This is a genomic window from Novosphingobium kaempferiae (assembly GCF_021227995.1).
Lineage (GTDB): Bacteria > Pseudomonadota > Alphaproteobacteria > Sphingomonadales > Sphingomonadaceae > Novosphingobium > Novosphingobium kaempferiae.
In genome coordinates this window covers 3,781,054-3,801,663 of record NZ_CP089301.1, presented here as the reverse complement: position 1 = coordinate 3,801,663, position 20,610 = coordinate 3,781,054, and the positions used below count along the sequence as shown (strand labels likewise).

Sequence of the window (20,610 nt, the reverse complement as noted above, 5' to 3'; positions counted from 1 at the left end):
CCCTCCACTTTTTGCATTATCAGAGCTTATCACCGCGCTGCGACGCTTTCCCGCACCGTATCGTCGAGCAGCACGACCGAGCGTGATGCCGAGGCAAAATATTCGAGCATTGCCGCATAGCCGCGTGCGCTCAGCTTGACGTAGACTCGTCGGGCGTCACCGGGGTCCGCCTCTCGCATCAGCAGGCCCTGCTTTTCGAGGATTGTGATCCACCGCAGCGCCGTGGTGGACGGCACGGCCGATCCGATGCAGGCGCTCGTCACCGAAACACGCCGTCGTTCCTTCGCGGCGATGAACAGGTCGAGCAGGATGTCCCATGCCGGTTCACCAAAAAGTTCTTCCGAGCGGAAGATCTTCGTTCGGCGGCGTCGATCCTCATAGGTCTGCCGGGCAAGTTCGACCCAGATGGGATGGTCCTGACTGGCTGTCGGCTTGGTGCCCTCTCTTGGAGGACCGGCGACATTCAGGCTTTCGAGGATCGCGGAAGGGCTTTCTCCGATTTCCAGTTCCCGCGCCATCGCAAGTAATTCGTTGGCAATGCCGATAAGGCGGATCGCCTTGGCACGATTTCGCATCAACTGGTCGGTGTTCTCCATCGAATAGCATCACCAGAAGGAGGCCTCGAAACTTCATCTGTTGAAGTCATCGCTGCGATTGTTTCCAGCGTTGCGAGAAAAGCTGCGCTGATCGGCGCTTTACTGCCCATCATCGTCGCATTCATGCTTCGTCCGCCACGGATGAAATCATAGGCAATCATCCGCACCGACGTCTTGCGTAGCCTAATCCGTATCGGATGCTTTGCTCGGAAAGCCGAATTCGCGTTTAAGCGCTTCGACGGCAGCGGCAAGATGCGCGGCCGCCACCAGCGCGCCGATCTCTTCCATCTTGGAAAGATGGGCCTCAAGGTCCGTGATCAGCGATTTTGCTATCGTATATTTGTCCACCCAAGCGTTCTCCAGCAGGCGAATGGAGTGCCCTTCGCCCGGACTCGATACCCCGAGTCTCGGTTTGCGACCTGCCGGTTGGTCCGGTGTCGATTGATCCAGGTTATGCATCCGTTTTCGAACAAAATCGGAAGCACCTGAGATCCGACTACACGAAGAGGACAAATTGGGAATCGCCAATTTCGGAATGTCCTACATGTGAACATTTTGAAATGGGATTTACATCATGGAATTCTTGGTAAGAATTATTCGATTCACGTAAAAATACATATTCGGGTCGATCATCCGTTTTCTGCGAATGATCGACCCGAATGTGTCAGGCGCCGAAGCGTTCCTTGAGTTCGTACAGCGCAACCGCAGCCTTTGCAGCTTCGCCACCCTTGTCCTTTTGTGTGGAATCGGCGCGCACCACTGCCTGTTCCTCGTTCTCGACCGTCAGGATGCCGTTGCCGATGGCGATGCCGTCCATCGTCAGCGCCATGATGCCACGTGCGCTTTCACCGGCGACGATCTCGAAATGGTAGGTCTCGCCGCGAATGACCACGCCGATTGCGACGTAGCCATCGTAGTCACCGGTCGCGTCTGCAAGCGAGATTGCCGCGGGGATTTCCAGCGCGCCCGGCACGGTGATGACGTCTGCCCTGTGTCCGGTGGCCTTGAGAGCCGCCTTGGCTCCTGCGATCAGCATGTCGTTGAAGTGGTCGTAGAAGCGGGCCTCGACGATGAGGAAACGGGCCATGTCAGTTCGATCCTTCAGTTCGCATCTTCGTTGGGAGCGAGGATAGGCCGCTCGCCGACGATGTTCAGTCCGTATCCTTCGAGCGCGACCAGCGAGTGGTGCGTGTTGGTCAGCAGTACCATGTCGTGGATGCCCAGTTCTGCAAGAATCTGGGCGCCGACGCCATAGTCGCGCAGTTCCTCAAGGTCCGGTGTGCCGCCATTGCGGAACTCCTGCTTGATGTCCATCACTCGCGACATCAACCTGTTCATGGGCCGGTTGATGACGACGATGACGCCGGTTCCTTCCTCGGCGATGAGGTTCATCGACTGTTGAAGCAGGTCGGTACGGTCGCCGGTGGTCTCGCCGAAGATGTCGGCGAAGAGCGACAGCGTGTGCATGCGAACCAGCGTCGGCTTGGTCGGGTCGATCCGGCCCTTCACCAGAGCCACGGTTTCATCACCGGTGGCGCGGTTGAAGTAGGAGCGGGCAACCCAGTCGCCGCCGTGGCGGGAATGGAAGGACAGTTCGTTGCGCTTCTCGATCATGCGATCGTGACGGCGGCGATAGGCAATTAGATCGCGGATCGTGCCGATCTTGAGGTCATGCATGCGGGCGAAGCCGACGAGGTCGTCCATGCGGGCCATGGTGCCGTCTTCCTTCATGACCTCGCAGATCACGCCGGAGGGGTTCAGGCCGGCGAGGCGCGAGATGTCCACCGCAGCTTCGGTATGGCCGGTGCGGACCAGTACGCCGCCGTCGCGGGCGCGCAAGGGGAAGACGTGGCCGGGCGTCACGATGTCGTCGCGGCTCTTGGTGCCGTCGATGGCGACGGAGATGGTGCGGGCGCGGTCTCCAGCGGAAATGCCGGTGGTGACGCCCTCGCGCGCTTCGATCGAGACGGTGAAGGCGGTTTCGTGCCGGGTGCCGTTCTTGGCGCTCATCGGGTTGAGGCCTAGTTCGTCAACGCGCTGGCTGGTGAGAGCGAGGCAGATCAGGCCGCGTCCGTGCGTCGCCATGAAATTGATGGCAGCGGGCGTCGCCATCTGGGCGGGGATGATGAGATCGCCCTCGTTCTCGCGGTCCTCGTCGTCGACGAGGATGAACATGCGGCCGTTGCGCGCCTCGTCGATGATCTCCTCGATCGGGACCAGGACTTCGCGGTCATCGTTGGCGAACAGGACCCGTTCGAGCTTGCCGAGAGTGTCGGCAGTCGGATTCCAGTCGGCTTCCGTGCAGTCACGCAGGGTGTTGGCGTGAAGGCCGGCCGCTCGGGCGAGGCTGGATTTGCTCATTCCGCCCTCGGTTACGAGCTTGCGGACCTTGTCGATCACATCGGTTGCCATTGGAATGTCCAATCTCACATTTTGATGTGATCGAATTAGGCGTGGCTCACATTGAGATCAAGAGCCTTTGAATTGCGGCTGTCGCTTTTCGAGAAACGCCGCGACCGCCTCTTCGTGGTCGGCGGTCGCGTGCGCAGCGGCCTGCATGGCCGAGGCCATTTCGAGGAGCGTCGGCAGATCCGCCTTCCGGCCCTCCCACAGCAGGCGCTTGGTCATGCGCACGGCGTGAGGCGGATTGGCGGCGATGCGGCGGGCGAGGGTGCGGGCGGCATCGAGCAGGTCGGCGTCGGGCACCACGCGGCTGACGAGGCCGCAGGCGAGGGCTTCTGCGGCGTCGATGGCGTCGCCGGTGAGGGCCATTTCGGCCGCCTTGGACCAGCCGACCACACGGGGAAGGAGCCACGAACCACCGTCTCCGGCGATGAGCCCCAGCTTGACGAAGCTCTCCGCGAATTTCGCGCTCTCCCCGGCGATGCGCAGGTCGCACATGCAGGTGAGATCGCAGCCCGCGCCCATCGCGGCGCCATTGACTGCGGCGATCACCGGCACTTCCAGCGCCGCGAAGGCGAGGGGGAGGCGCTGGATGCCGCGCTTATAGGCAAGGCGGGTCGCGGCGGGGGAGCCGGAGTTGAGATTTCCGCCGGGCTTCATCTCGTTGATGTTGCCGCCGGAGGAGAACCCTTTGCCCGCCCCGGTCAGGATGGCGACGCGCGCCTTCGGGTCCGTTTCCAGCCGGGCGAGGGCGGCGAGAAGTGCCTCGATCACCTCGGCGTCGGAGATGGGATTGCGCAGTTCCGGGCGGTTGAGCGTCAGGAGGACGATGCCGTCCTCGTCGATTTCATAGAGTACCGCGTCGCTCATGGCCTGCCTTCCGGTTGTGAGATGCGCCGGAACCGGTCCGGCGCACCTCACCTAAAGACCGGCGCCGGTCCCGGATCAAGTCCGGGACGACGGGCGTTCAGGCGTCCTGCTTCTTGGCCATCATCTTGGTGATGTCGACCTGCCCGGTGGCGAGGCCGCCCATGAAGCCGCCGTCTACCGGCAGGACCACGCCATTGACCACGCCCGCGAGATCCGAATTGACGAGGACCAGCGGCCCGGCCTGTTCTTCCGGCGTGGTGTAGCGGCCGAGGGGTTCTGCTGCCGCATCAACGACTTCCTTGCCTGATACAGCGTGGAAGGTCGCCATCATCGGGGTTTGCGTGGGCGAGGGGAGCGAGCAGTTGATGCGGATGCCTTGCTTGATCAGCTTTGCGCCCATGAACTGCGTCCAGACGATCACGGCTTCCTTGGAGAAGGCGTAGCCCTCGCCGACCTGGTCCATGTTCGCCTCGCACCAGTCCAGACCGGCCTGGAATCCTTGTGTTGCAAGGAGTTGCATGTGGACAGGGATGCGGCGGCTCCAGCCGAGGCCGCCGGTGGAGGCGATGGAGACGATAGCGCCCTTGCTGCCCATCAGCGGGATCACCTGCTCGGTCAGGTGGCGGGTGCCGAGGAAGTTCACCTTCATCGTGTCCATCGGCGGAAAACCGCCGCCGCCGGGCATTCCCGCGCAGTTGAAAAGGGCATCCACCCTGCCGCCGACACCGGCCACGGCGGCCTCCAGACTGGCCGGATCGCGCAGGTCGATCTGCGTGAACGAGGCCATCGGCACGGCGCTTTCCTTGAAGTCGAAACCGTGGACTTCCGCGCCCAGCGAGACGAGCAGGCGCGCCGCTGCCTCGCCCATGCCGGAGAAGCAGCCGCTGACGATCACGCGCTTGCCCTGATAGCCGAGAACATCACTCATCTTGCCGATCCTTCCTCTCTCGGGCCGCCAGGAATCCCGCCGCAGCCGCCGTTCTTGGCCACTAGCTAGGCCCGGTCGCGGTGCGGGTTCAACCGTCTTGCCGGGTGATCGCAGGCACGATGCGGCCCCTCCGTCTCGCCATCATCGGAGCATCTTGCTAGCAGGTACTGAACGGCACCTAGGAAGGGTTGAGGGTGACAGAGAAGGCGGTGAGACGAGGCAGGCCGGGACAGGCCGACCGCAGGGACGTCATACTGGCGGCGGCCGCGCGCCGCTTCGCCGAATTCGGGTTCGAGGCGACCACCGTCCGCCAGATCGCCGACGATGTGAACATTCTATCGGGAAGTCTCTACCACCACTTCGCGACCAAGGAGGAGATGCTCGACAGCATCGTTCGCGACGCCGCGCTCGACCAGCGCGAGCGGGCGGTGCGGATCGCGTCGGCGGATGCGGATGCCGAGACGCGGTTCGTGACCCTGATCGCCGAGGAGCTTGCCGCGCTGGCCGGTCGGATCGAGGCCTATGCGATCATCTTCAATGAGCGCAAGTTCTTCCGCCGCAGCCCCGATTTTCTCTATCTGATGAAGGCGCGCAAGGAAGCGTTCGAGGCGTGGCGCGGCGTGCTCGACGACGGGATGGCGGCCGGGCTGTTCCATCCCGGCATCGACAGCTACCTGACGATCTCCACCATCCTGCGCATGCTCAATTCCGGCGCCGACTGGTATCGGCATGAGGACGGTTCCCCGCTCGACGCGATGGCGGACTATTCGCTCGACGCGCTGACGACGTTCTATGCCGGGTTCGCGCTGCGCTCCGTGCGTGCGCCGGGGAGGGCGGGCGAGCCGATCCCGTCCGCCCTGTTCTCACCGGCGCTCACGCCTCCTCGCTGATCCCGTCCGCGCGGCGCCGTTCGGCTTCGGCCCGGCGGTGCTTGCGGCGTTCGAGCTGGCGGGCCGATGGCACGTTGTCGTCGATGAGGTCCGCCAGCACCGCGCCGCGTTCTCCGGCCGGGCGGGTCGGGCCGACCGTGGTGTCGCAGAAGGTCTGCCGCTCGATCTCGGCATTGAGCAGCGCGCCCAGCAGCACGCCATAGGCCGAGAGGAACAGCCACATGAGGAACACGACGATGGCCGAGAGCGAGCCGTAAGTCGCGTTGTAGTCGCTGATGTAGGCGACGTAGAGCGAGAAGCCGAACGAAACCGCCAGCCACAGCAGCGTCGCCAGCAGCGAGCCCGGAGCAAGCCAGCGCCACTTCGCCGGGCGGCGGTCAGGCCCATAGCGCATGATGAGCGCAAAGCCGGAACTGCCCAGCGCGATCGCCGCGACCCAGGTCAGAACCTTGAAGGTCATCTGCGTCGCGCCGCCGAGGAACACGCTCGTCTGCGTCTGGAGCCATGCGAAGACGCCGCCTGACAGCACGCCGGTCAGCGCCAGCAGGATCGCCGCCAGCGTCAGCCCGCCCGTGCGCATCGTCAGCGCGAGGAAGCCGCGCGTCTCGCGCTCTTCGTTGATGATGTTGAGCGCGCTCACCATGCCGCCCGCGGCGCGCATCCCGCCATAGACCGCGAAGAACAGCGCGATCACCAGCGCCAGCCCGGTCACGCCCGAGTTGGTGGAGATGATGCGCAGCAACTGCTCCTGCAGCAGCCGTGCGACATCGGGCGGGACGACGTCGACGATGCTGTCCATCTGTTCCTGCACCATGTCGACATCGGCGACGAGGCCGTAGACCATCACCGTCGCCGCGATCAGCGGGGTCAGCGCAAGGAAAGTGTAGAACGCGAGGCCCGCCGAGAGCAGGCCGAGTTCGTGGAAGCCGATCATCGCATAGACGCGCTTGATGACGCGCACCCACGCCTTGCGGGGCATGGTCCATGGAGCATCGGCGTCGGCCCCCGGAACATCGTCGAAACCGGGTGTCTCTGTGGAGCCTTGCACGCTATTCATCGCCAGCCTGTGTAAACGAGGGAACTTTCGCTGTTGCAATGCGATAGGCATCTTCAGGAGGGGCCGGCCATACCGGTCCGGCAAAGGGGTGATTCGCTGCGGTGTCCATGTTCAGGCTAATCGACTACCGCAAGGATCGTTCCCCATCCCTGCGAGATGGATGTGCCACCGGAGCTCTGGCGCTGGCCCTCGCGCTGGCCGTGACGATGCCCGCCGGACAGGCGCTGGCGCAGGACAAGACCGGTGTGGAAAGCGAGCAGACCTCGCCTGACAGGACCGCTTCCGACCAGACGGCAGGCACGCAGGCCGAACAGGCTGCCGACCTCGAAGCAGGGCAGGTTCCCGTGCCGCCATTGCCGGAAGGCTCGACCTTGCCCGAGGTCAAGCCGATCATCCCTGACGGCGAATTCAATTCCTCGATCCCCGGCCTCGATGCCGGGGACGATCCCGAACTCGACAAGCCGCTCGAATCGATCGAGGCGTTCGAACGGCGCATGGCCACGCAGCAGTCCGGCGCGAAGCCGACCGAGGGGCAGACGGCCCCTGCGGGCGATCCCGCGCTGGCCGACGGCGATACGGTGGAGGAAGTGGGCGATGCCCCGATCCGCGATGCCGAACTGACCGCGCCGCTGCCGCCGATCGACCAGTTCGAGGTCACGCCGGTCAAGATCGCCGAAGATTCGGCCAATGGCGAGAAAGACGTCGAGGTCCGCTACCGCATCGACATCCGCGGCCTCGACCTTGCGGACAAGGAAACCGAGACGGACCTCGAAGCCCAGTTCAATTCCTTCTCCGCTCTGAAGAAGGGCGACGGCAAGGCCGCCAACACCGCGATGATCGCGGCGCGACTGACCGAGGACAGCCAGCTCATGCAAACCGTGCTGGCCTCCGAAGGCTGGTACAGTTCGCGCGTCCGCACGCGCATGGAGCCGTCGAGCGATCCGGCGGACAACACGCTGACCGCCGTCGTCCGGGTCAATCCGGGCAAGCGCTACGTCTTCTCCGATATCGTCGTGAAGGCCGACCCCACCGTGCCGCCGACGCTGATCGCGGACAATTTCCCGCTCAAGGTGGGCGAACCCATCGTGGCGGAGCGCGTGCAGGGCGCCGAGGCCCGCGTCGCGGTCGCGCTGCCGGAGAACGGCTACGCCTTCGCGGAAGTGGGCCAGCGCGACATCCTGATCGATCAGGACGAAGGCAACGGCGTCTATACCCTGCCGGTCAGCGTCGGCCCGCGCGGGCGCTTCGGCGGGTTCACCACCGATGGCGATCTCGCCTTCGATGCCGATCATGTGCAGGTGCTCGCGCGGTTCAAGCGCGGCGAACTCTACGACAGCCGCAAGGTGGACGATCTGCGCAAGGCGCTGGTCGCGACCAGCCTGTTCTCCACCGTCACGGTCGAGCCGCAGAAGACCGGCGAGGCGACGACCGAAGGCGACGGCACCGAATACGTGACGATGCACGTCAAGCAGGACGCCGGGCCGCCGCGCACCATCGCGGGCTCGATCGGCTATGCTGCGGGTGAGGGCATCACCACGCAGGCGACCTGGACTCACCGCAACATGTTCCCGCCGGAAGGCGCGCTGATCGCCCATGCCATCGCGGGTACGCGCCAGCAGGGCGCGGGCGTCACGTTCCGCCGCTCCAACGCGGGCAAGCGCGACCGCACCTTCGAACTCGTGGCCGAAGTGTTCCACAACGACTACGATGCCTACAGCGCCTACACCGGCCGTATCGCCGCGCGCATCGCGCGGGATTCCACACCGATCTGGCAGAAGCGCTACACTTACGCGTTCGGTGTCGAGATGCTGGGCACGGCGGAAACCGACTACAACGCGAACACCGGCGGGCGCACGCGGCGCACCTACTACGTCGCGGGCCTCAACGGGCAGGTCGGGTTCGACACTTCGGACGATCTGCTCAACCCGACCAAGGGCTATCGCATGACCGCGCTGGTCCAGCCGGAAGCGACCGTGCGCGGCGGATTCGATCCTTACGTGCGCGCCCGGTTCGACGCCTCGACCTACTATCCGTTCAGCGACAGCTTCGTGCTGGCCGGGCGCATCCGACTGGGCACGATCCAGGGCGCGGGGCTGTTCGATATCGCGCCGTCGCGCAGGCTCTACGCGGGCGGCGGCGGCTCGGTGCGCGGCTATGCCTATCAAGCGCTGGGCGAGCAGGCGCCCGACCGTAACCCGGTCGGCGGCCGCAGCCTCAACGAAGCTTCGGTCGAGGCGCGCTATCGCTTCGGCAACTACGGCGTCGTCGCCTTCGTCGATGCGGGTCAGGCCTATCGCGAGACGATGCCGCAGTTCAACGACCTGCGCTACGGCGTCGGCGTCGGCGGTCGCTTCTACACCAACTTCGGCCCGATGCGCCTCGACGTGGCGACGCCGATCAATCGCCGACCGGGCGAATCGAGGTTCAACATCTACGTATCGATCGGGCAGGCGTTCTGATGGCGGCCGGGGACGAAAACGAAGGCATGGCGCCGCAGGTCGAGGGTGAGACCACCGAGGTCGGGACGAGCGAAGTCGTGGTCGACCAGCCCTCGCGCTGGCACCGCATCCGTATGCGCGCGCTCAAGACGGTGCTGTTCGTGCTGCTGGGCGTGGCGGCGTTCCTCGTCGCCGTGGTGCTGGGCATCAACACCGGGCCGGGCCGCCGCTTCGTGGCCGACCAGATCGCCGCGCTCGAATTCGAGAACGGCATGCGCATCTCGGTCGCCCGGATCGACGGTTCGCTCTACGGCAAGATGATCCTGCGCGGCTTGTCCGTGCGCGATCCGCGGGGCGAGTTCCTCTATTCGCCCGAGATCCGCGTTGACTGGCGGCCCTTCGCCTACCTCGACAATCATGTCGACGTGCGCAGCGCGACCGCGCAGCGCGTGATCCTCAAGCGCACCCCGCACTTCCGCGCAACCCCGCCGAGCGACGCGCCACTGCTGCCCGATCTCGACATCGACGTCGGCGAACTGCGGATCGACCGCTTCATCGCCGAGCCGCCCGTCGCGGGCGTGCGCCGCATCGTGACGGTCGCGGGCAAGGCTCATATCTCCGATGGCCGCGCGCAGGTGAGCGCCAAGGGCGGCACCATCGCCATCGACGGCAAGGGCGGCGGCGACCGCTTCACCGCCGTGCTCGACGCGGTGCCCGAACGCAACCGTCTCGGCCTCGACGTCGACATGGAAGCGCCGAAGGGCGGCCTGATCTCCGGCCTGATGGGCTTCAACCAGCCGGTAACGCTCAAACTGGCCGGCAAGGGCGACTGGGCCGCGTGGAACGGCAACCTCAACGCCAACCTCGGCGACGGCGACCTCGCGCGCCTTGCCCTGACCGCGCGCAACGGCACCTTCACGATCAAGGGCCCGACCAAGGTCGCGAAGCTCTTCACCGGGCCGACCGCCAGCCTGCTCGGCCCGATCACCAACCTCGATGTCACCGCCGCCTTCGAGCAGCGCCGCGCGAAGCTGACCGGCCTGATCTCCAGCGACGCCTTCACCTTGCGTCCCGACGGCCTCGTCGATCTCGGCGAGAACAGGTTCGAGGATCTGCGCCTTGCCTTCGCGCTGCTCAAGCCATCGACAATGGCACCGAACCTGAGCGGTGCGGGCCTCACTGCCAACCTCGCGCTCGACGGCGCGTTCACCACGCCCTCGGTGAACTACGAACTGGCCGCCCGCCGCCTCGTCATGAACGACATGGGGCTGGACAACCTTTCGGCGAAGGGCGCGGCCAAGGTCGACGCCGGGCACATCATGATCCCCGTCTCGGCACGGGTGGCGCGGATCACCGGGCTCGACACCGTGGCCGGCGGCAAGCTCGCCAACGTCACGCTGAACGGCGATCTCGCCATCGAGGGGCCGCGCATCCTGTCGGACAACATGCGCCTGCGCTCCGACCGCATCGACGCCGGGCTGATCCTCGTCGCCGACATGAGCAAGGGCCTCTACACCGGCGCGATCGACGGCCGGATCGACAACTATCGCCTCGACAGCGTCGGCATCTTCAACATCCGCACCAACATGGACCTCAAGACCGAGGGACAGGGCTTCGCGCTGCAGGGCACCGTGCGCGCGCGTTCCACCCGGCTGCTGAACGAGAGTCTGCAAACCTACCTCGGCGGCAATTTCTCCGCCTCGTCGAACGTCAAGTACGGCTCGGACGGCGTCGTGCGGTTCAACGCGGTGCGCCTGACCGCGCCGCTGCTGTCGGTGACGGGCGGGCAGGGCAGCTGGTCGCCGGACGGACGCATCGCGCTCGCCGCCAATGGCACTTCGAAGCAGTACGGCAAGCTGGGCGTGCGCGTGAAGGGCACGATCACCAACCCGGACGCCCACGTCACCGCCGAGAAGCCGGGCCTCGGCATCGGCCTCGCCAACCTCGACGCGCGGATCACCGGCGCGAAAGGCGGCTATCGGCTGGATGCCAAGGCGGACACCGACTACGGCCCGCTGACTGCCGACGTGACGCTGGGCCTCGGCAAGCAGACCTCGGTCGAGATCAACAAGGCCAACCTGTCGGGCGTCGATTTCGCGGGCCGCATCGTCCAGACGCCGAGCGGGCCCTTCGCCGGGCAACTCACGGCCAACGGTAACGGCATCGGCGGCCTCGTGCGGCTCGATGCCGAGGGCAAGTACCAGGCGGCGGACTTCAACCTGCGCGCGCAGAACGCGACGTTCGACGGGCCCGCCAAGCTCTCCATCGGCTCGGCCATCATCGACGGGCGTGCCGTGCTCTACGACAAGCCCTACGTCGTCGCCGATGCCCAGATCGCGGGCGTCAGCATGGGCGCGCTGGACCTCGCCGCCGCGCGCGTCCTCGTCGATTACCGCGACGGGCGCGGCAAGGCCAAGGGCCTGATCGAAGGCGTCAGCGGCGTGCCGTTCCGCCTCGGCCTCAACGCCGACATGCAGCCCGAAGTCTGGCGTGTGGCGCTGCAGGGCCGCGTGCGCGGGCTCGACGTGAAGACGACCACGCCTGCCCGCATCGTGCCCAAGGACGGCACCTACGAACTGCTGCCGACCAACATCGCGTTCGGTGGCGGCAGCCTCAAGGTCGCGGGCAAGTACGGCGACGGCATGAAGGTGCAGAGCCGCATGGAAGGTGTCGACCTCGCGATCCTCAACGCCTTCGCGCCGGGCTACGGCATCGGCGGCAAGGTGAGCGGCAGCCTCGACTTCGAGCAGGCGACGCCCACCGCGTTCCCGCGCGCCGATGCCCGCCTCTCGCTGACCAACTTCACCCGCACCTCGTCCTCCACAGTGAGCCAGGGCGTCGACATCAATCTCGTCGGCAAGCTGCTGCCTGACGGCGGCGAAGCGCGGATGGTGTTCCGCCGTCGCGGCACCGTCATCGGACGGATGCAGGCCAGCCTCAACCCGCTGCCGCCGGGCGAGGGGCCGTGGATGACGCGCCTGATGGAAGCGCCGCTCGGCGGCGGCATCCGCTACAACGGACCTGCCGACACGCTGTTCTCCTTCGCGGGCATTTCCGGCCAGACCCTGTCGGGCTCGGTCGGGCTGGCGGCGGACTTCACCTGCCGCGTCTCCGATCCGTGCATCAACGGCGTCGTGCAGGGCCGCGACATGGTCTACGAGAATCAGGCCTACGGCACGCGCCTCAGCCGCATGGCCCTGTCGGGCAAGTTCACCGGCAACTCGCTGGAACTGACCTCGCTCACCGCCAAGGCGGGCGACGGTACCGTCAGCGCCAGCGGTCGCCTTAGCCTGGCTGCCGACGCGGGCTATCCGATGGACGTCAACGTCAAGCTCGACCGGGCGCGGCTGGCACGCAGCGATGCGCTTTCGGCGACCGCGACCGGCAACTTGCACCTGACCAAGGCAGCGGGCGAACCGGCTCTGCTCGCGGGCGAGATCCGCCTGCCGGAGACGCGTTACCAGATCGTGCGCGAAGGCGCGGCGCAGATCCCGCGCCTGACCGGCGTGCGCTTCAAGCCGCGTACCGGCGTGCAGCGCATCACCGGCGACGAGCAGCCGGACAACATGCCCAATGCCTTCGCGCTCATCCGCCTCGACCTGCACCTGCGCGCGCCGGAGAAGCTCTACGTCTCGGGCATGGGCCTCGAATCCGAATGGAGCGCGGACTTCAACGTCACCGGCACCAGCGCAGCGCCGTCGCTTTCGGGCGAGGTGGAACTGGTGCGCGGCACGCTGGGCTTCGCGGGACGATCGTTCCAGCTCAGCGACGGCCTGATCTCGTTCACCGGCGGCCAGACCATCGACCCGACCGTGCAGATCACCGCGACCGACGACATCGAGGACGTGACCGTTAACGTGAACGTCACCGGCCGCGCGATGAACCCGCAGATCGACTTCTCGTCCAGCCCCAGCCTGCCTGACGACGAAGTGCTGTCGCGCATCCTGTTCGGCAGTTCGATCGCCAACCTGTCGGCGTTGCAGGCAGTGCAGCTTGCGTCCTCGCTGAATTCGCTGCGGGCGACCGGCGGCGGCCTCAACCCGCTGGGCAAGCTGCGCTCGGCGGCGGGCATCGACCGGCTGCGCATCCTCGGGCCGGACGAGCAGGCCGGGCGCGGCACCGCCGTTGCGGCGGGCCAGTACCTGACCGACGACATCTACGTCGAACTCATCACCGACGCGCGCGGCTTCACCGCCACGCAGCTGGAAGTCAGCGTCACCAAGTGGCTGTCGGTGCTGAGCCAGGCCGGTGGTTCGGGCGTGAACAGCCTGAACGTGCGCATCCGGAAGGACTATTGATGCGCACCCGGCTGGTGCTCGCTCTCGCGCTTGCAGCGTCGCTCGGCGGCTGCAAGCGCGAGCCGACGTTCGAGGAACGCTATGACGCCGCCAACAAGTCCATCGTCGAGCGGGCGAAGCGCATCGACGCCCAGCTTGCCGGGACCGCCGCGCCGCCTGCCGACGCCGAGGACGCTTCTGCAGAGGATTGAAACGCAAGGTTTACTTCTGCCTGCTAGGCACCCTCGGGTAACTGCCTAGAGGACATTCCATGCTGGCCGAGGAGAACTGCGATCGACTGGCCGAGCGGCTACCTGTGCTGCTCCGTGCCCGCTGTCGCAAGTCGAGCTGGCACGTCTTTGCGGTCGAAATCGGCGATCTCTCGCAAGGCGGCTGTAGCATCGTCGGCAGTTCCGAAGCTTTCGTGCCGGGCGAGGTGGTCCGACTCAGCCTTGCGCACCTCAAGCCTGTGGAGGCCGAGGTGCGCTGGCTGCGGGAAGACAAGGTCGGCGTCGAATTCCGCATTGCGCTGAAGGCCCGCGTGATCGAGCAGATCGCGCAGGCCTACGCCATGGCAGTGAAGCCGCCGCAGGACTGACCGGCTTACTTCGGCTTGTGGCCGAGAATGCCCATCTGCATCACCGTCACCCCGCCCTGCGCCAGTTCGGGCAGCTTCTCGAACCACGTCTGCACGTAAGGCATGGCGTTGTGCGCCTTGAAATCCGATTCGCTCGCGAAGATCTCGTAGAACACGAAATGGCCGGGCGCGGCGCGATCTTCCTGCAGGAAATAGACGAGGTTCTTGGGATCGCTGCGGACGAGTTCAACCAGCGGCAAAGTCGCTTCGCGCAGGGCGGCTTCCTTGCCGGGTTTGGCGCGCACTTCGGCGACGATCGACCACGCACCTTCGGGCACGGCATCGTAGCGGATGGACGCGCCATCCCCCGCGATGGCGGAAGGGATGAACGTCACCGCCGCGATCGCGGGCAGCATCAGGCGGGCGATGGACATGGGGCGCATGTCAGGCTCCTTGGCGAAGGCGTTGGTCAGGAAGCGGCGCGCTTGCGAGCGGCGAGGGCGTCGGCGAAGCGCTTCTTCACCGGGCCGAGCGCCTTCACGAATTCCAGCTGCTCGCCTTCCGGGCCCTTGCAGTAGATGAGTTCCCAGCCGGTGGAGGGCTCCTCGGTCACCTTCGTGGTGTTGGCGTCCTGCGGTGCGGCCTTGCGCTCCTGTTCCGTGGTCACGCGGATCGAGCGGTTGGCGCGCACCTGCGTCATTCCGCGCCGCGCCGATTCGGCTTCGAGGTCGGTGATGAACTTGTTGAAGTCCACGTCGTCGCCGACATAGAAGCAGATATGCATCATGCGCGGATAGGCCGGGCTCATGTGCTCGACCGGCTCGGCGAAGGCGCGCGGCCCGCCCATCGGCTGGTCGGCGTCGCGGTACTGCAGCAGTTCCACCACCACGTTGTCGAACTGGACGAAGCGCACGTCGAGGCGCTGCGCCCCGCCACGCAGGTCGGGCACGCCCATCGTGCGGGGATTGACGCCGAGTTCGGTGGCGATGATCTCCTGGTCGGCGAGCAGGGTGTTCTGGACCTGGTCGCCCTGGAAGTCGCCATGGCGGAACACCTCGGTCCCGCCGAGCACCTGCGTGTAGAACTCGAAGGCGCGCTCCATGTTCTGCACGGTCAGGCCGAAATGCTGGATGCCCTGGAGCCGGGCACCGAGCGGCGCGCTGTTGCGCTGAGCAGCGGACATGCCTGAAGCGGGCTTGGCGGCCTGTGCTTCCGTGCTCAGCGCTGCGATGGCGGGCGCGGCAAGCGCGGCGGCGCCAGCGGCTCGAAGGATATCACGGCGATCGAGGTCGTTCCCGTTCATGCCCATCTCCCTGTTCACCTGCGGTGCGAGGGACCGGGATATTGGAGGACGACCCGTGCCATCTACGGGTGTTTGCGCATGAGCCCTGTGCGGCAGCGCACAGAGCGATGACTTGCCATCAGGAGAGGGAAGGTGTGGGAGGTGGTGGACGCACTTGGGCTCGAACCAAGGACCCGCTGATTAAGAGTCAGCTGCTCTACCAACTGAGCTATGCGTCCCCACGGATGTCCGCGGGAGATGGTAATGGTGGACGCACTTGGGCTCGAACCAAGGACCCGCTGATTAAGAGTCAGCTGCTCTACCAACTGAGCTATGCGTCCCCACAGGATCTCCGGGGGACAGGATGGTGGACGCACTTGGGCTCGAACCAAGGACCCGCTGATTAAGAGTCAGCTGCTCTACCAACTGAGCTATGCGTCCACGCTACCTGTCCTCGAAGGGCCTTGCGGCCCCGCCGATTCGGCGGCGGAGAGGCTCCTATAACGGCTGATTCCGGCATTGGAAGGGGAAACTTGAAAAAGTTTGCCCATTCGTCCGTCGGGCCCTCAGCGCAGCGAGCCGCGCCCCTGATTCCAACGGTTTACGGCCATGATCGTACCGAGGCAGATCATGTTGGTGAGCATCGAGGTGCCGCCGTGGCTCATGAAAGGCAGGGGAATCCCGACGACCGGGGCAAGGCCCATGACCATCATCAGGTTGATCATGACGTAGAAGAACATCGTCGCCGTCATGCCCGCCGCCAGCAGGCTGGAGAACCGGTCCGGCGCGCGCCGCGCGACGCCCATGCCCCAGCCGATGACGACGGTGAACACGAACAGCACGAACAGCCCACCCATCAGGCCCCACTCCTCCGACATGGTCGCGAAGACGAAGTCGGTGTGCGGTTCGGGCAGGTATTGCAGATGGCTCTGCGTGCCGTTGCCGAAGCCCTTGCCGAAGATGCCGCCGGACCCGATGGCGATCTTGGACTGGGTGATGTGGTAGCCGGTGCCGAGCGGATCGCCCTCGGGGTCGAGGAACACCAGCACGCGGTTGCGCTGGTAGTCGTGCAGCAGGGTGAAGAACGCGATGGGCGCGATGACGAGCAGCGCTCCCGCGGCGCTCGTGAACCACCAGAGCGGAAGGCCTGCAAGGAACATCGTCACCACACCGCCGAAACACACCGCCGTCGCCGTGCCGAGGTCAGGCTGGATGAGCACGAACAGCGCAGGCACGCCGATCAGCACGCCCGCCGGGACGAGCCCCCGCCAGCTTGCCGTCATCGCATGCGGCAGCGTCTCGTAGAAGCGCGCGAGAACGAGCACGATGGCCGGCTTCATCAGTTCCGAAGGCTGGAGCGACATGAAGCCGAGGTTCAGCCAGCGCTGGCTGCCGCCGCCGACCGCGCCGATCAGCTCGACCAGCACCAGCAGGACCGTGATGCCGCCGTAGACCGGGTAGGCGGCCATGCGGAACAGGTTGCGGCTCATCCGCGAGATGACGATCGCCATGACGAGGAACACGCCGAAGCGCACCACATGGCTCAGCGCGTAAGGCTGGAGGCTGCCGCCCGCCGCCGAATAGAGCACCGCCGCACCCAGCGCGACGAGGCCGCACAGCGGAATCAGCATCTGCCAGGGCTGGCGCGAGATCGCTTCCGGAACGATCGAGCGGTTCATTGCGTCGGTCCTCCGGTGGTGGGCGTCGGTGTGGGCGAGGGCGCCGCGGCGGGGCGGTCCGCCTCGTCAGGCTCGGGTGCGGGCGACTGCGCCTCGCTGATGGGCTGGCGGGGTTCGTCCCCCTGATCCGCGCCCTGCAGCTTGCGGCGCTCGTCTTCGGGCGAAACCTTGGGGGCTCCGACGCCGTATTGCGCGGAATAGGCCCGGAACCGCGCGTCGAGGCGCTCCTTCGCGGTGCCGCCCCACTTCTTCTCCAGTTCGTCGAGTACTTCCATGCCCTTCTGCTTGTCGAAGACGTAAGTCAGCACGTCGCGCGCGATCGGATAGGCAGCCCCGGAACCTCCGCCGTGCTCGACGACGACGGAGCAGGCGTAGCGCGGGTTGTCGGCGGGCGCAAAGCAGATGAAGTGGCCGTGGTCGCGGTGCTTCCACAGGCCGCCCTTGCCGTTGCCGACATTGAGCCCGACGACCTGCGCCGTACCGGTCTTGCCCGCAAGCTTGATGTCCGGGAACGGCAGTCGCGCATGCGGGGCCGAGCCGGGGCCGTTGGCGACGTCCGACATCGCCTGCCGCACGTAGGCGAGGTGTTCCTCCGGGATTCCGAGGGATTTCTGCGGCTCATGCTCGTGCCCGTGGATCAGCTTGGGCATGATGATCCGCCCGCTGGCGATGCGGGAAGCCTGAATGGCCTGCTGCAGCGGATTCACGAGGAAGTAGCCCTGTCCGATGGTGGCGTTGACCGTATCGAAGGTCTGCCATTCCTTGTCGTACTTCTTGAGCTTCCACGCGGGGCTGGGCACCGTGCCGTAGGACTGGCCGGCCACCGGCATCGGGAACTCCTGCCCGAGCCCGAGCCGCTTCGCCATCGCCGCGATCGGGTCCATGCCGATGCGCTGGGCGAAGTGGTAGAAGTAGACGTCGCAGCTCTGGTAGATGCCCTTGGCCATGTTGACCTGGCCATGGCCGCGCCGCTGCCAGCAGTGGAACACGCGGTTGCCCACGCGCAGGCCGCCGCCGCAGAACACGGACTCGTTCGGATCGAGCCCGGCCTCAAGGAACGAGAGGCCGACCATCGGCTTGACCGTGGAGCCCGGCGGATAGAGCCCGCGCAGCACCTTGTTGCGCAGCGGAACGTGGTCGTCGTCCGACAGCATCTTCCATTCGAGGCGGCCGATGCCGTCGGAGAAGCTGTTGGGATCGAAGCTGGGCATCGAGCACATCGCGAGCACGTCGCCCGTCTGGCAGTCCATCACCACGACGGCGGCGGACTCCGGGCCGATGCGGCGGGCGGCGTAGTCCTGGATGCCTGCGTCGATGGTCAGCTTGACGGTCTTGCCGGGCACGTCCTCGCGCGTGTCGAGGTCGCGCACGATGCGGCCCGATGCGGTGACTTCCACGCGCCGCGCGCCGGGCTTGCCGCGCAAGTCCTTCTCGTAGAACTTTTCGAGCGCGTCCTTGCCGACCTTGTAGCCGGGCGTGATGAGGACGGGATCGTGATCCTTCTCGTACTCCTCGGCTGATGCCGCGCCGACGTAGCCGATGAGGTGGCCGACCGATGGCCCGGTCGGGTAGAAGCGGGAGTAGCCGCGCTGCGTGACGACGCCGGGCAGGTCGGGCAGGCGCACGCTGACGGCGGCGAACCGCTCCCAGTCGAGGCGCGAGGCGACCTCGACCGGCGCGAAGCCGTGCGCGCGGTCCAGCTTGTCCTGCAAGTCCTGCATCGCGATCGGGGTCAGCGACAGCAGCTTGCCGAGTTCGGTGATCGTGCGTGCCGGATCGCTCATCCGTTCGGGGATCACGTCGACGCGGAAGTCGGCGCGGTTCGAGGCGAGCGGCTGTCCGTTGCGGTCGAGGATCCAGCCCCGGCGCGGCGGAATCAGCGAGAGGTTGACGCGGTTGCTCTCGGCCTTGAGCTTGTACTTCTCGTTCTCGAAGACCGAGAGGTAGGTCATGCGCGCGGCGAGCAGGCAGCCGATGCCGCCCTGGATGCCGCCGACGACGATCGTGCGGCGGTCAAAGCTGTTGCGCAGGGTGCCGGTGGTGACATGCGGCGGACGCAGCAGGCGCCGGAAGTTGAACTTCATCGCATGACCACGAACGGCGTGAGCCGGATACGGTCCATCAGGGCAACGAAACGGCCGACGAGCGGGTAGGAAATCACGGAAATCAGGACCTGGGGCACGATGACACGAAGGGGGGCGGATGCTCCGGCGATGTTCGAAACGCCGAGGCAGAGCACGATATACGCCACGATGAGCCCGATCGCCACCAGCCACTCGGTCAGGAAGTTACGCCAGGGCAGGCGGGCTTCCACGTTGTCGAGCACGATCGTGGATACCGACCAGAGCAGAACGGCGGTTCCGAACGGCGATCCTGAGAACAGGTCGTCGAACAGGCCCAGCGGCAGGCCCGCCCACATCGGCAGCAGGCCGGGGCGCAACTGGCGCCACGCGATGAACATCAGGAAGCCGAGCGGCGGTAGAACGGGTGCCGAGGCGATCAGGAACCAGCTCGGCACCAGCGATCCGAGCATGACCGTCAGCCACGGCAGTCCGGTCGCGATCGAGCGCGACGGCTTGCGGTTGATCCTCTGCCTCACGACCGTGTCGTTGCCGGACAGCAGGGGCATGCTCACTCGCTCCCGGGGGCGGATTCGGCGGGCGGCGGAGGCGGCGGGGGCGCCCAGGCCCTTTCGATCACGACGTAGTCGGTGTCGGAGGGATTGCTGAGGACGCGCGCCACTGCGCCGTCGCGAAGCAGTTCGGTGACGACCGCGAGCGGCGTGCCGGGGCGGTAGAGCCCGCCCGAACCCGAAGTCACCATCACGTCGCCCTTGCGCAGCGGATTGAGGCCGAGGTTGACGAGCCGGATGCGGATCGTGCCGTCGCCGTGTCCCTGCGCGAAGGCGGGGATGCCGTCCTTCGCGCGGCGGACGGGCACGACGCTTTCGGTGTCGGTGATGAGCAGCACGCGCGAACTGGACAGGCCGACTTCGAGCACGCGGCCGACGAGGCCGAGTTGCGAGCGCACCGGCATGCCCTTGACCACGCCCTTGTCGGTCCCTGCGCCAAGCGTCGCGAAACGGCGAGTGCTGGCGCCGGTCGAGCTGACGAGACGGGCGTAGGCGACCGGCTGCGCATCCTCCTCGCGCAAGTCCATCAGCTGCTTGAGCTTGCGGTTCTCGGTCTCGGTCGCCTGCGCCTTGGCGAGCCTTACCTTGGCTTCGGCAAGTTCGCGTTCGAGGCGCACATGCTCGCGGCCGGTCTGGAAGAAGCCGCCGATCTCGGCGAAGAAGTCCTTGCCCGCACGGCGGCCGCCAGCGGTGGCCTGCGCCGGGGACTCGGTCAGATCGGCAGCGGCGCCGCGCAGGGTCGCGAAGGCGCCTGGGTTGACGATCGAGACGACGAGCAGCCCAAGGCCCACCACCGCGCCGAGCACGCCGGCGGTGTAATTGAAGAACGTCGAATACTGCGCCCTGCGCGAAAAGCCGGAGCGCCGATTGGCTGGCGGTGCCATGCGCCATGCACTCCTGTCATTCCCGCGCGACGGTCCGTGCAGGGAGGTCCGCCGCGCCCTTCAGGAGCCCCGCGCCTTTCCCGGCGCGGTGCCCCCT

The 20,610-nt window shown here is 66.3% G+C and carries 19 protein-coding genes and 3 tRNA genes; 5 read left to right on the top strand and 17 right to left on the bottom strand.

What is annotated here, in order from left to right:
- Positions 1 to 29: 29 nt before the first annotated feature.
- From LO787_RS17440 to LO787_RS17410, 7 genes are all read right to left on the bottom strand, one after another.
- Positions 30 to 596: a helix-turn-helix domain-containing protein gene (locus tag LO787_RS17440; protein WP_232492258.1), complete on the bottom strand. Its 567-nt coding sequence runs from the start codon at positions 594 to 596 to the stop codon at positions 30 to 32.
- Positions 575 to 757 (bottom strand): hypothetical protein, encoded by a 183-nt coding sequence (locus LO787_RS17435; protein WP_232492257.1) that lies wholly within the window; start codon positions 755 to 757, stop codon positions 575 to 577. Before LO787_RS17435 ends, LO787_RS17440 begins: the two co-directional genes overlap by 22 nt.
- Before the next feature lie 22 nt (positions 758 to 779).
- Positions 780 to 1,055: a hypothetical protein gene (locus LO787_RS17430; RefSeq protein WP_232492256.1), complete on the bottom strand. Its 276-nt coding sequence runs from the start codon at positions 1,053 to 1,055 to the stop codon at positions 780 to 782.
- A gap of 205 nt (positions 1,056 to 1,260) precedes the next feature.
- Complete coding sequence (gene ribH, locus LO787_RS17425; RefSeq protein WP_232492255.1) at positions 1,261 to 1,683, bottom strand: 6,7-dimethyl-8-ribityllumazine synthase; 423 nt, start codon at positions 1,681 to 1,683, stop codon at positions 1,261 to 1,263.
- A gap of 14 nt (positions 1,684 to 1,697) precedes the next feature.
- Positions 1,698 to 3,008, bottom strand: coding sequence for a 3,4-dihydroxy-2-butanone-4-phosphate synthase (gene ribB, locus LO787_RS17420; protein WP_232492254.1), 1,311 nt, complete (start codon positions 3,006 to 3,008; stop codon positions 1,698 to 1,700).
- 57 nt (positions 3,009 to 3,065) lie between these two features.
- Positions 3,066 to 3,869: a crotonase/enoyl-CoA hydratase family protein gene (locus LO787_RS17415; RefSeq protein ID WP_232492253.1), complete on the bottom strand. Its 804-nt coding sequence runs from the start codon at positions 3,867 to 3,869 to the stop codon at positions 3,066 to 3,068.
- 97 nt (positions 3,870 to 3,966) lie between these two features.
- On the bottom strand, positions 3,967 to 4,797 hold the full coding sequence (locus LO787_RS17410) for a coniferyl-alcohol dehydrogenase (RefSeq protein WP_232492252.1): 831 nt from the start codon (positions 4,795 to 4,797) through the stop codon (positions 3,967 to 3,969).
- A 194-nt stretch (positions 4,798 to 4,991) separates the two neighbouring features.
- Between LO787_RS17410 and LO787_RS17405 the strand changes: the two genes are divergently transcribed.
- Positions 4,992 to 5,687 (top strand): TetR/AcrR family transcriptional regulator, encoded by a 696-nt coding sequence (locus LO787_RS17405; protein ID WP_232492251.1) that lies wholly within the window; start codon positions 4,992 to 4,994, stop codon positions 5,685 to 5,687.
- Here LO787_RS17405 and LO787_RS17400 read toward each other — a convergent pair.
- Positions 5,671 to 6,744 carry a YihY/virulence factor BrkB family protein gene (locus LO787_RS17400; protein WP_232492250.1) on the bottom strand — a complete coding sequence of 358 codons (1,074 nt, stop codon included), beginning with the start codon at positions 6,742 to 6,744 and terminating at the stop codon, positions 5,671 to 5,673. The two genes, LO787_RS17405 and LO787_RS17400, sit on opposite strands and share 17 nt — an antisense overlap.
- 107 nt (positions 6,745 to 6,851) lie before the next feature.
- On the opposite strand from LO787_RS17400, the gene LO787_RS17395 reads away from it, so the two are divergent.
- The 4 genes from LO787_RS17395 to LO787_RS17380 are packed head-to-tail and all read left to right on the top strand — an operon-like array spanning position 6,852 to position 14,057.
- The gene (locus LO787_RS17395; protein WP_232492249.1) at positions 6,852 to 9,203 is read left to right on the top strand and encodes an autotransporter assembly complex protein TamA; all 2,352 of its coding nucleotides are present in this window, start codon (positions 6,852 to 6,854) and stop codon (positions 9,201 to 9,203) included.
- Positions 9,203 to 13,480 carry a translocation/assembly module TamB domain-containing protein gene (locus LO787_RS17390; RefSeq protein ID WP_232492248.1) on the top strand — a complete coding sequence of 1,426 codons (4,278 nt, stop codon included), beginning with the start codon at positions 9,203 to 9,205 and terminating at the stop codon, positions 13,478 to 13,480. The genes LO787_RS17395 and LO787_RS17390 overlap by 1 nt, the downstream gene beginning before the upstream one ends.
- Entirely contained in the window at positions 13,480 to 13,671 is a 192-nt protein-coding gene (locus LO787_RS17385; RefSeq protein WP_232492247.1) for a hypothetical protein, read from the top strand. Before LO787_RS17390 ends, LO787_RS17385 begins: the two co-directional genes overlap by 1 nt.
- 59 nt (positions 13,672 to 13,730) lie before the next feature.
- The gene (locus LO787_RS17380) at positions 13,731 to 14,057 is read left to right on the top strand and encodes a PilZ domain-containing protein (RefSeq protein WP_232492246.1); all 327 of its coding nucleotides are present in this window, start codon (positions 13,731 to 13,733) and stop codon (positions 14,055 to 14,057) included.
- Between the two features lie 5 nt (positions 14,058 to 14,062).
- Here LO787_RS17380 and LO787_RS17375 read toward each other — a convergent pair whose 3' ends face one another.
- The 9 genes from LO787_RS17375 to LO787_RS17335 all read right to left on the bottom strand — a co-directional run bounded on the left by LO787_RS17375 (position 14,063) and on the right by LO787_RS17335 (position 20,513).
- Positions 14,063 to 14,479: a putative quinol monooxygenase gene (locus LO787_RS17375; protein ID WP_232492245.1), complete on the bottom strand. Its 417-nt coding sequence runs from the start codon at positions 14,477 to 14,479 to the stop codon at positions 14,063 to 14,065.
- A 26-nt stretch (positions 14,480 to 14,505) separates the two neighbouring features.
- Complete coding sequence (locus LO787_RS17370; RefSeq protein ID WP_232492244.1) at positions 14,506 to 15,339, bottom strand: VOC family protein; 834 nt, start codon at positions 15,337 to 15,339, stop codon at positions 14,506 to 14,508.
- A 142-nt stretch (positions 15,340 to 15,481) separates the two neighbouring features.
- Positions 15,482 to 15,557 (bottom strand) — tRNA-Lys (locus LO787_RS17365).
- 26 nt (positions 15,558 to 15,583) lie between these two features.
- Positions 15,584 to 15,659 (bottom strand) — tRNA-Lys (locus LO787_RS17360).
- A 24-nt stretch (positions 15,660 to 15,683) separates the two neighbouring features.
- Positions 15,684 to 15,759, bottom strand: a tRNA-Lys gene (locus LO787_RS17355).
- A gap of 125 nt (positions 15,760 to 15,884) precedes the next feature.
- Positions 15,885 to 16,997, bottom strand: a complete 1,113-nt coding sequence (gene rodA / locus LO787_RS17350) for a rod shape-determining protein RodA (RefSeq protein ID WP_232492243.1) — start codon at positions 16,995 to 16,997, stop codon at positions 15,885 to 15,887.
- A complete protein-coding gene (gene mrdA / locus LO787_RS17345) occupies positions 16,994 to 19,081 on the bottom strand; it encodes a penicillin-binding protein 2 (RefSeq protein WP_232492242.1) in 2,088 nt (695 codons plus the stop codon). Before mrdA ends, rodA begins: the two co-directional genes overlap by 4 nt.
- Positions 19,078 to 19,626 carry a rod shape-determining protein MreD gene (gene mreD / locus LO787_RS17340; RefSeq protein WP_232492241.1) on the bottom strand — a complete coding sequence of 183 codons (549 nt, stop codon included), beginning with the start codon at positions 19,624 to 19,626 and terminating at the stop codon, positions 19,078 to 19,080. Before mreD ends, mrdA begins: the two co-directional genes overlap by 4 nt.
- A 2-nt stretch (positions 19,627 to 19,628) precedes the next feature.
- On the bottom strand, positions 19,629 to 20,513 hold the full coding sequence (locus tag LO787_RS17335; RefSeq protein WP_232492240.1) for a rod shape-determining protein MreC: 885 nt from the start codon (positions 20,511 to 20,513) through the stop codon (positions 19,629 to 19,631).
- Between the last annotated feature and the right edge of the window lie 97 nt (positions 20,514 to 20,610).

Bases quoted from the DNA above. Each gene is read 5' to 3' on its own strand.
- LO787_RS17440 (WP_232492258.1), bottom strand. From the start codon at position 596: ATGGAGAACACCGACCAGTTGATGCGAAATCGTGCCAAGGCGATCCGC.
- LO787_RS17435 (WP_232492257.1), bottom strand. From the start codon at position 757: ATGATTGCCTATGATTTCATCCGTGGCGGACGAAGCATGAATGCGACG.
- LO787_RS17430 (WP_232492256.1), bottom strand. From the start codon at position 1,055: ATGCATAACCTGGATCAATCGACACCGGACCAACCGGCAGGTCGCAAA.
- ribH (WP_232492255.1), bottom strand. From the start codon at position 1,683: ATGGCCCGTTTCCTCATCGTCGAGGCCCGCTTCTACGACCACTTCAAC.
- ribB (WP_232492254.1), bottom strand. From the start codon at position 3,008: ATGGCAACCGATGTGATCGACAAGGTCCGCAAGCTCGTAACCGAGGGC.
- LO787_RS17415 (WP_232492253.1), bottom strand. From the start codon at position 3,869: ATGAGCGACGCGGTACTCTATGAAATCGACGAGGACGGCATCGTCCTC.
- LO787_RS17410 (WP_232492252.1), bottom strand. From the start codon at position 4,797: ATGAGTGATGTTCTCGGCTATCAGGGCAAGCGCGTGATCGTCAGCGGC.
- LO787_RS17400 (WP_232492250.1), bottom strand. From the start codon at position 6,744: ATGAATAGCGTGCAAGGCTCCACAGAGACACCCGGTTTCGACGATGTT.
- LO787_RS17395 (WP_232492249.1), top strand. From the start codon at position 6,852: ATGTTCAGGCTAATCGACTACCGCAAGGATCGTTCCCCATCCCTGCGA.
- LO787_RS17390 (WP_232492248.1), top strand. From the start codon at position 9,203: ATGGCGGCCGGGGACGAAAACGAAGGCATGGCGCCGCAGGTCGAGGGT.
- LO787_RS17385 (WP_232492247.1), top strand. From the start codon at position 13,480: ATGCGCACCCGGCTGGTGCTCGCTCTCGCGCTTGCAGCGTCGCTCGGC.
- LO787_RS17380 (WP_232492246.1), top strand. From the start codon at position 13,731: ATGCTGGCCGAGGAGAACTGCGATCGACTGGCCGAGCGGCTACCTGTG.
- LO787_RS17375 (WP_232492245.1), bottom strand. From the start codon at position 14,479: ATGCGCCCCATGTCCATCGCCCGCCTGATGCTGCCCGCGATCGCGGCG.
- LO787_RS17370 (WP_232492244.1), bottom strand. From the start codon at position 15,339: ATGAACGGGAACGACCTCGATCGCCGTGATATCCTTCGAGCCGCTGGC.
- rodA (WP_232492243.1), bottom strand. From the start codon at position 16,997: ATGAACCGCTCGATCGTTCCGGAAGCGATCTCGCGCCAGCCCTGGCAG.
- mrdA (WP_232492242.1), bottom strand. From the start codon at position 19,081: ATGAAGTTCAACTTCCGGCGCCTGCTGCGTCCGCCGCATGTCACCACC.
- mreD (WP_232492241.1), bottom strand. From the start codon at position 19,626: ATGCCCCTGCTGTCCGGCAACGACACGGTCGTGAGGCAGAGGATCAAC.
- LO787_RS17335 (WP_232492240.1), bottom strand. From the start codon at position 20,513: ATGGCACCGCCAGCCAATCGGCGCTCCGGCTTTTCGCGCAGGGCGCAG.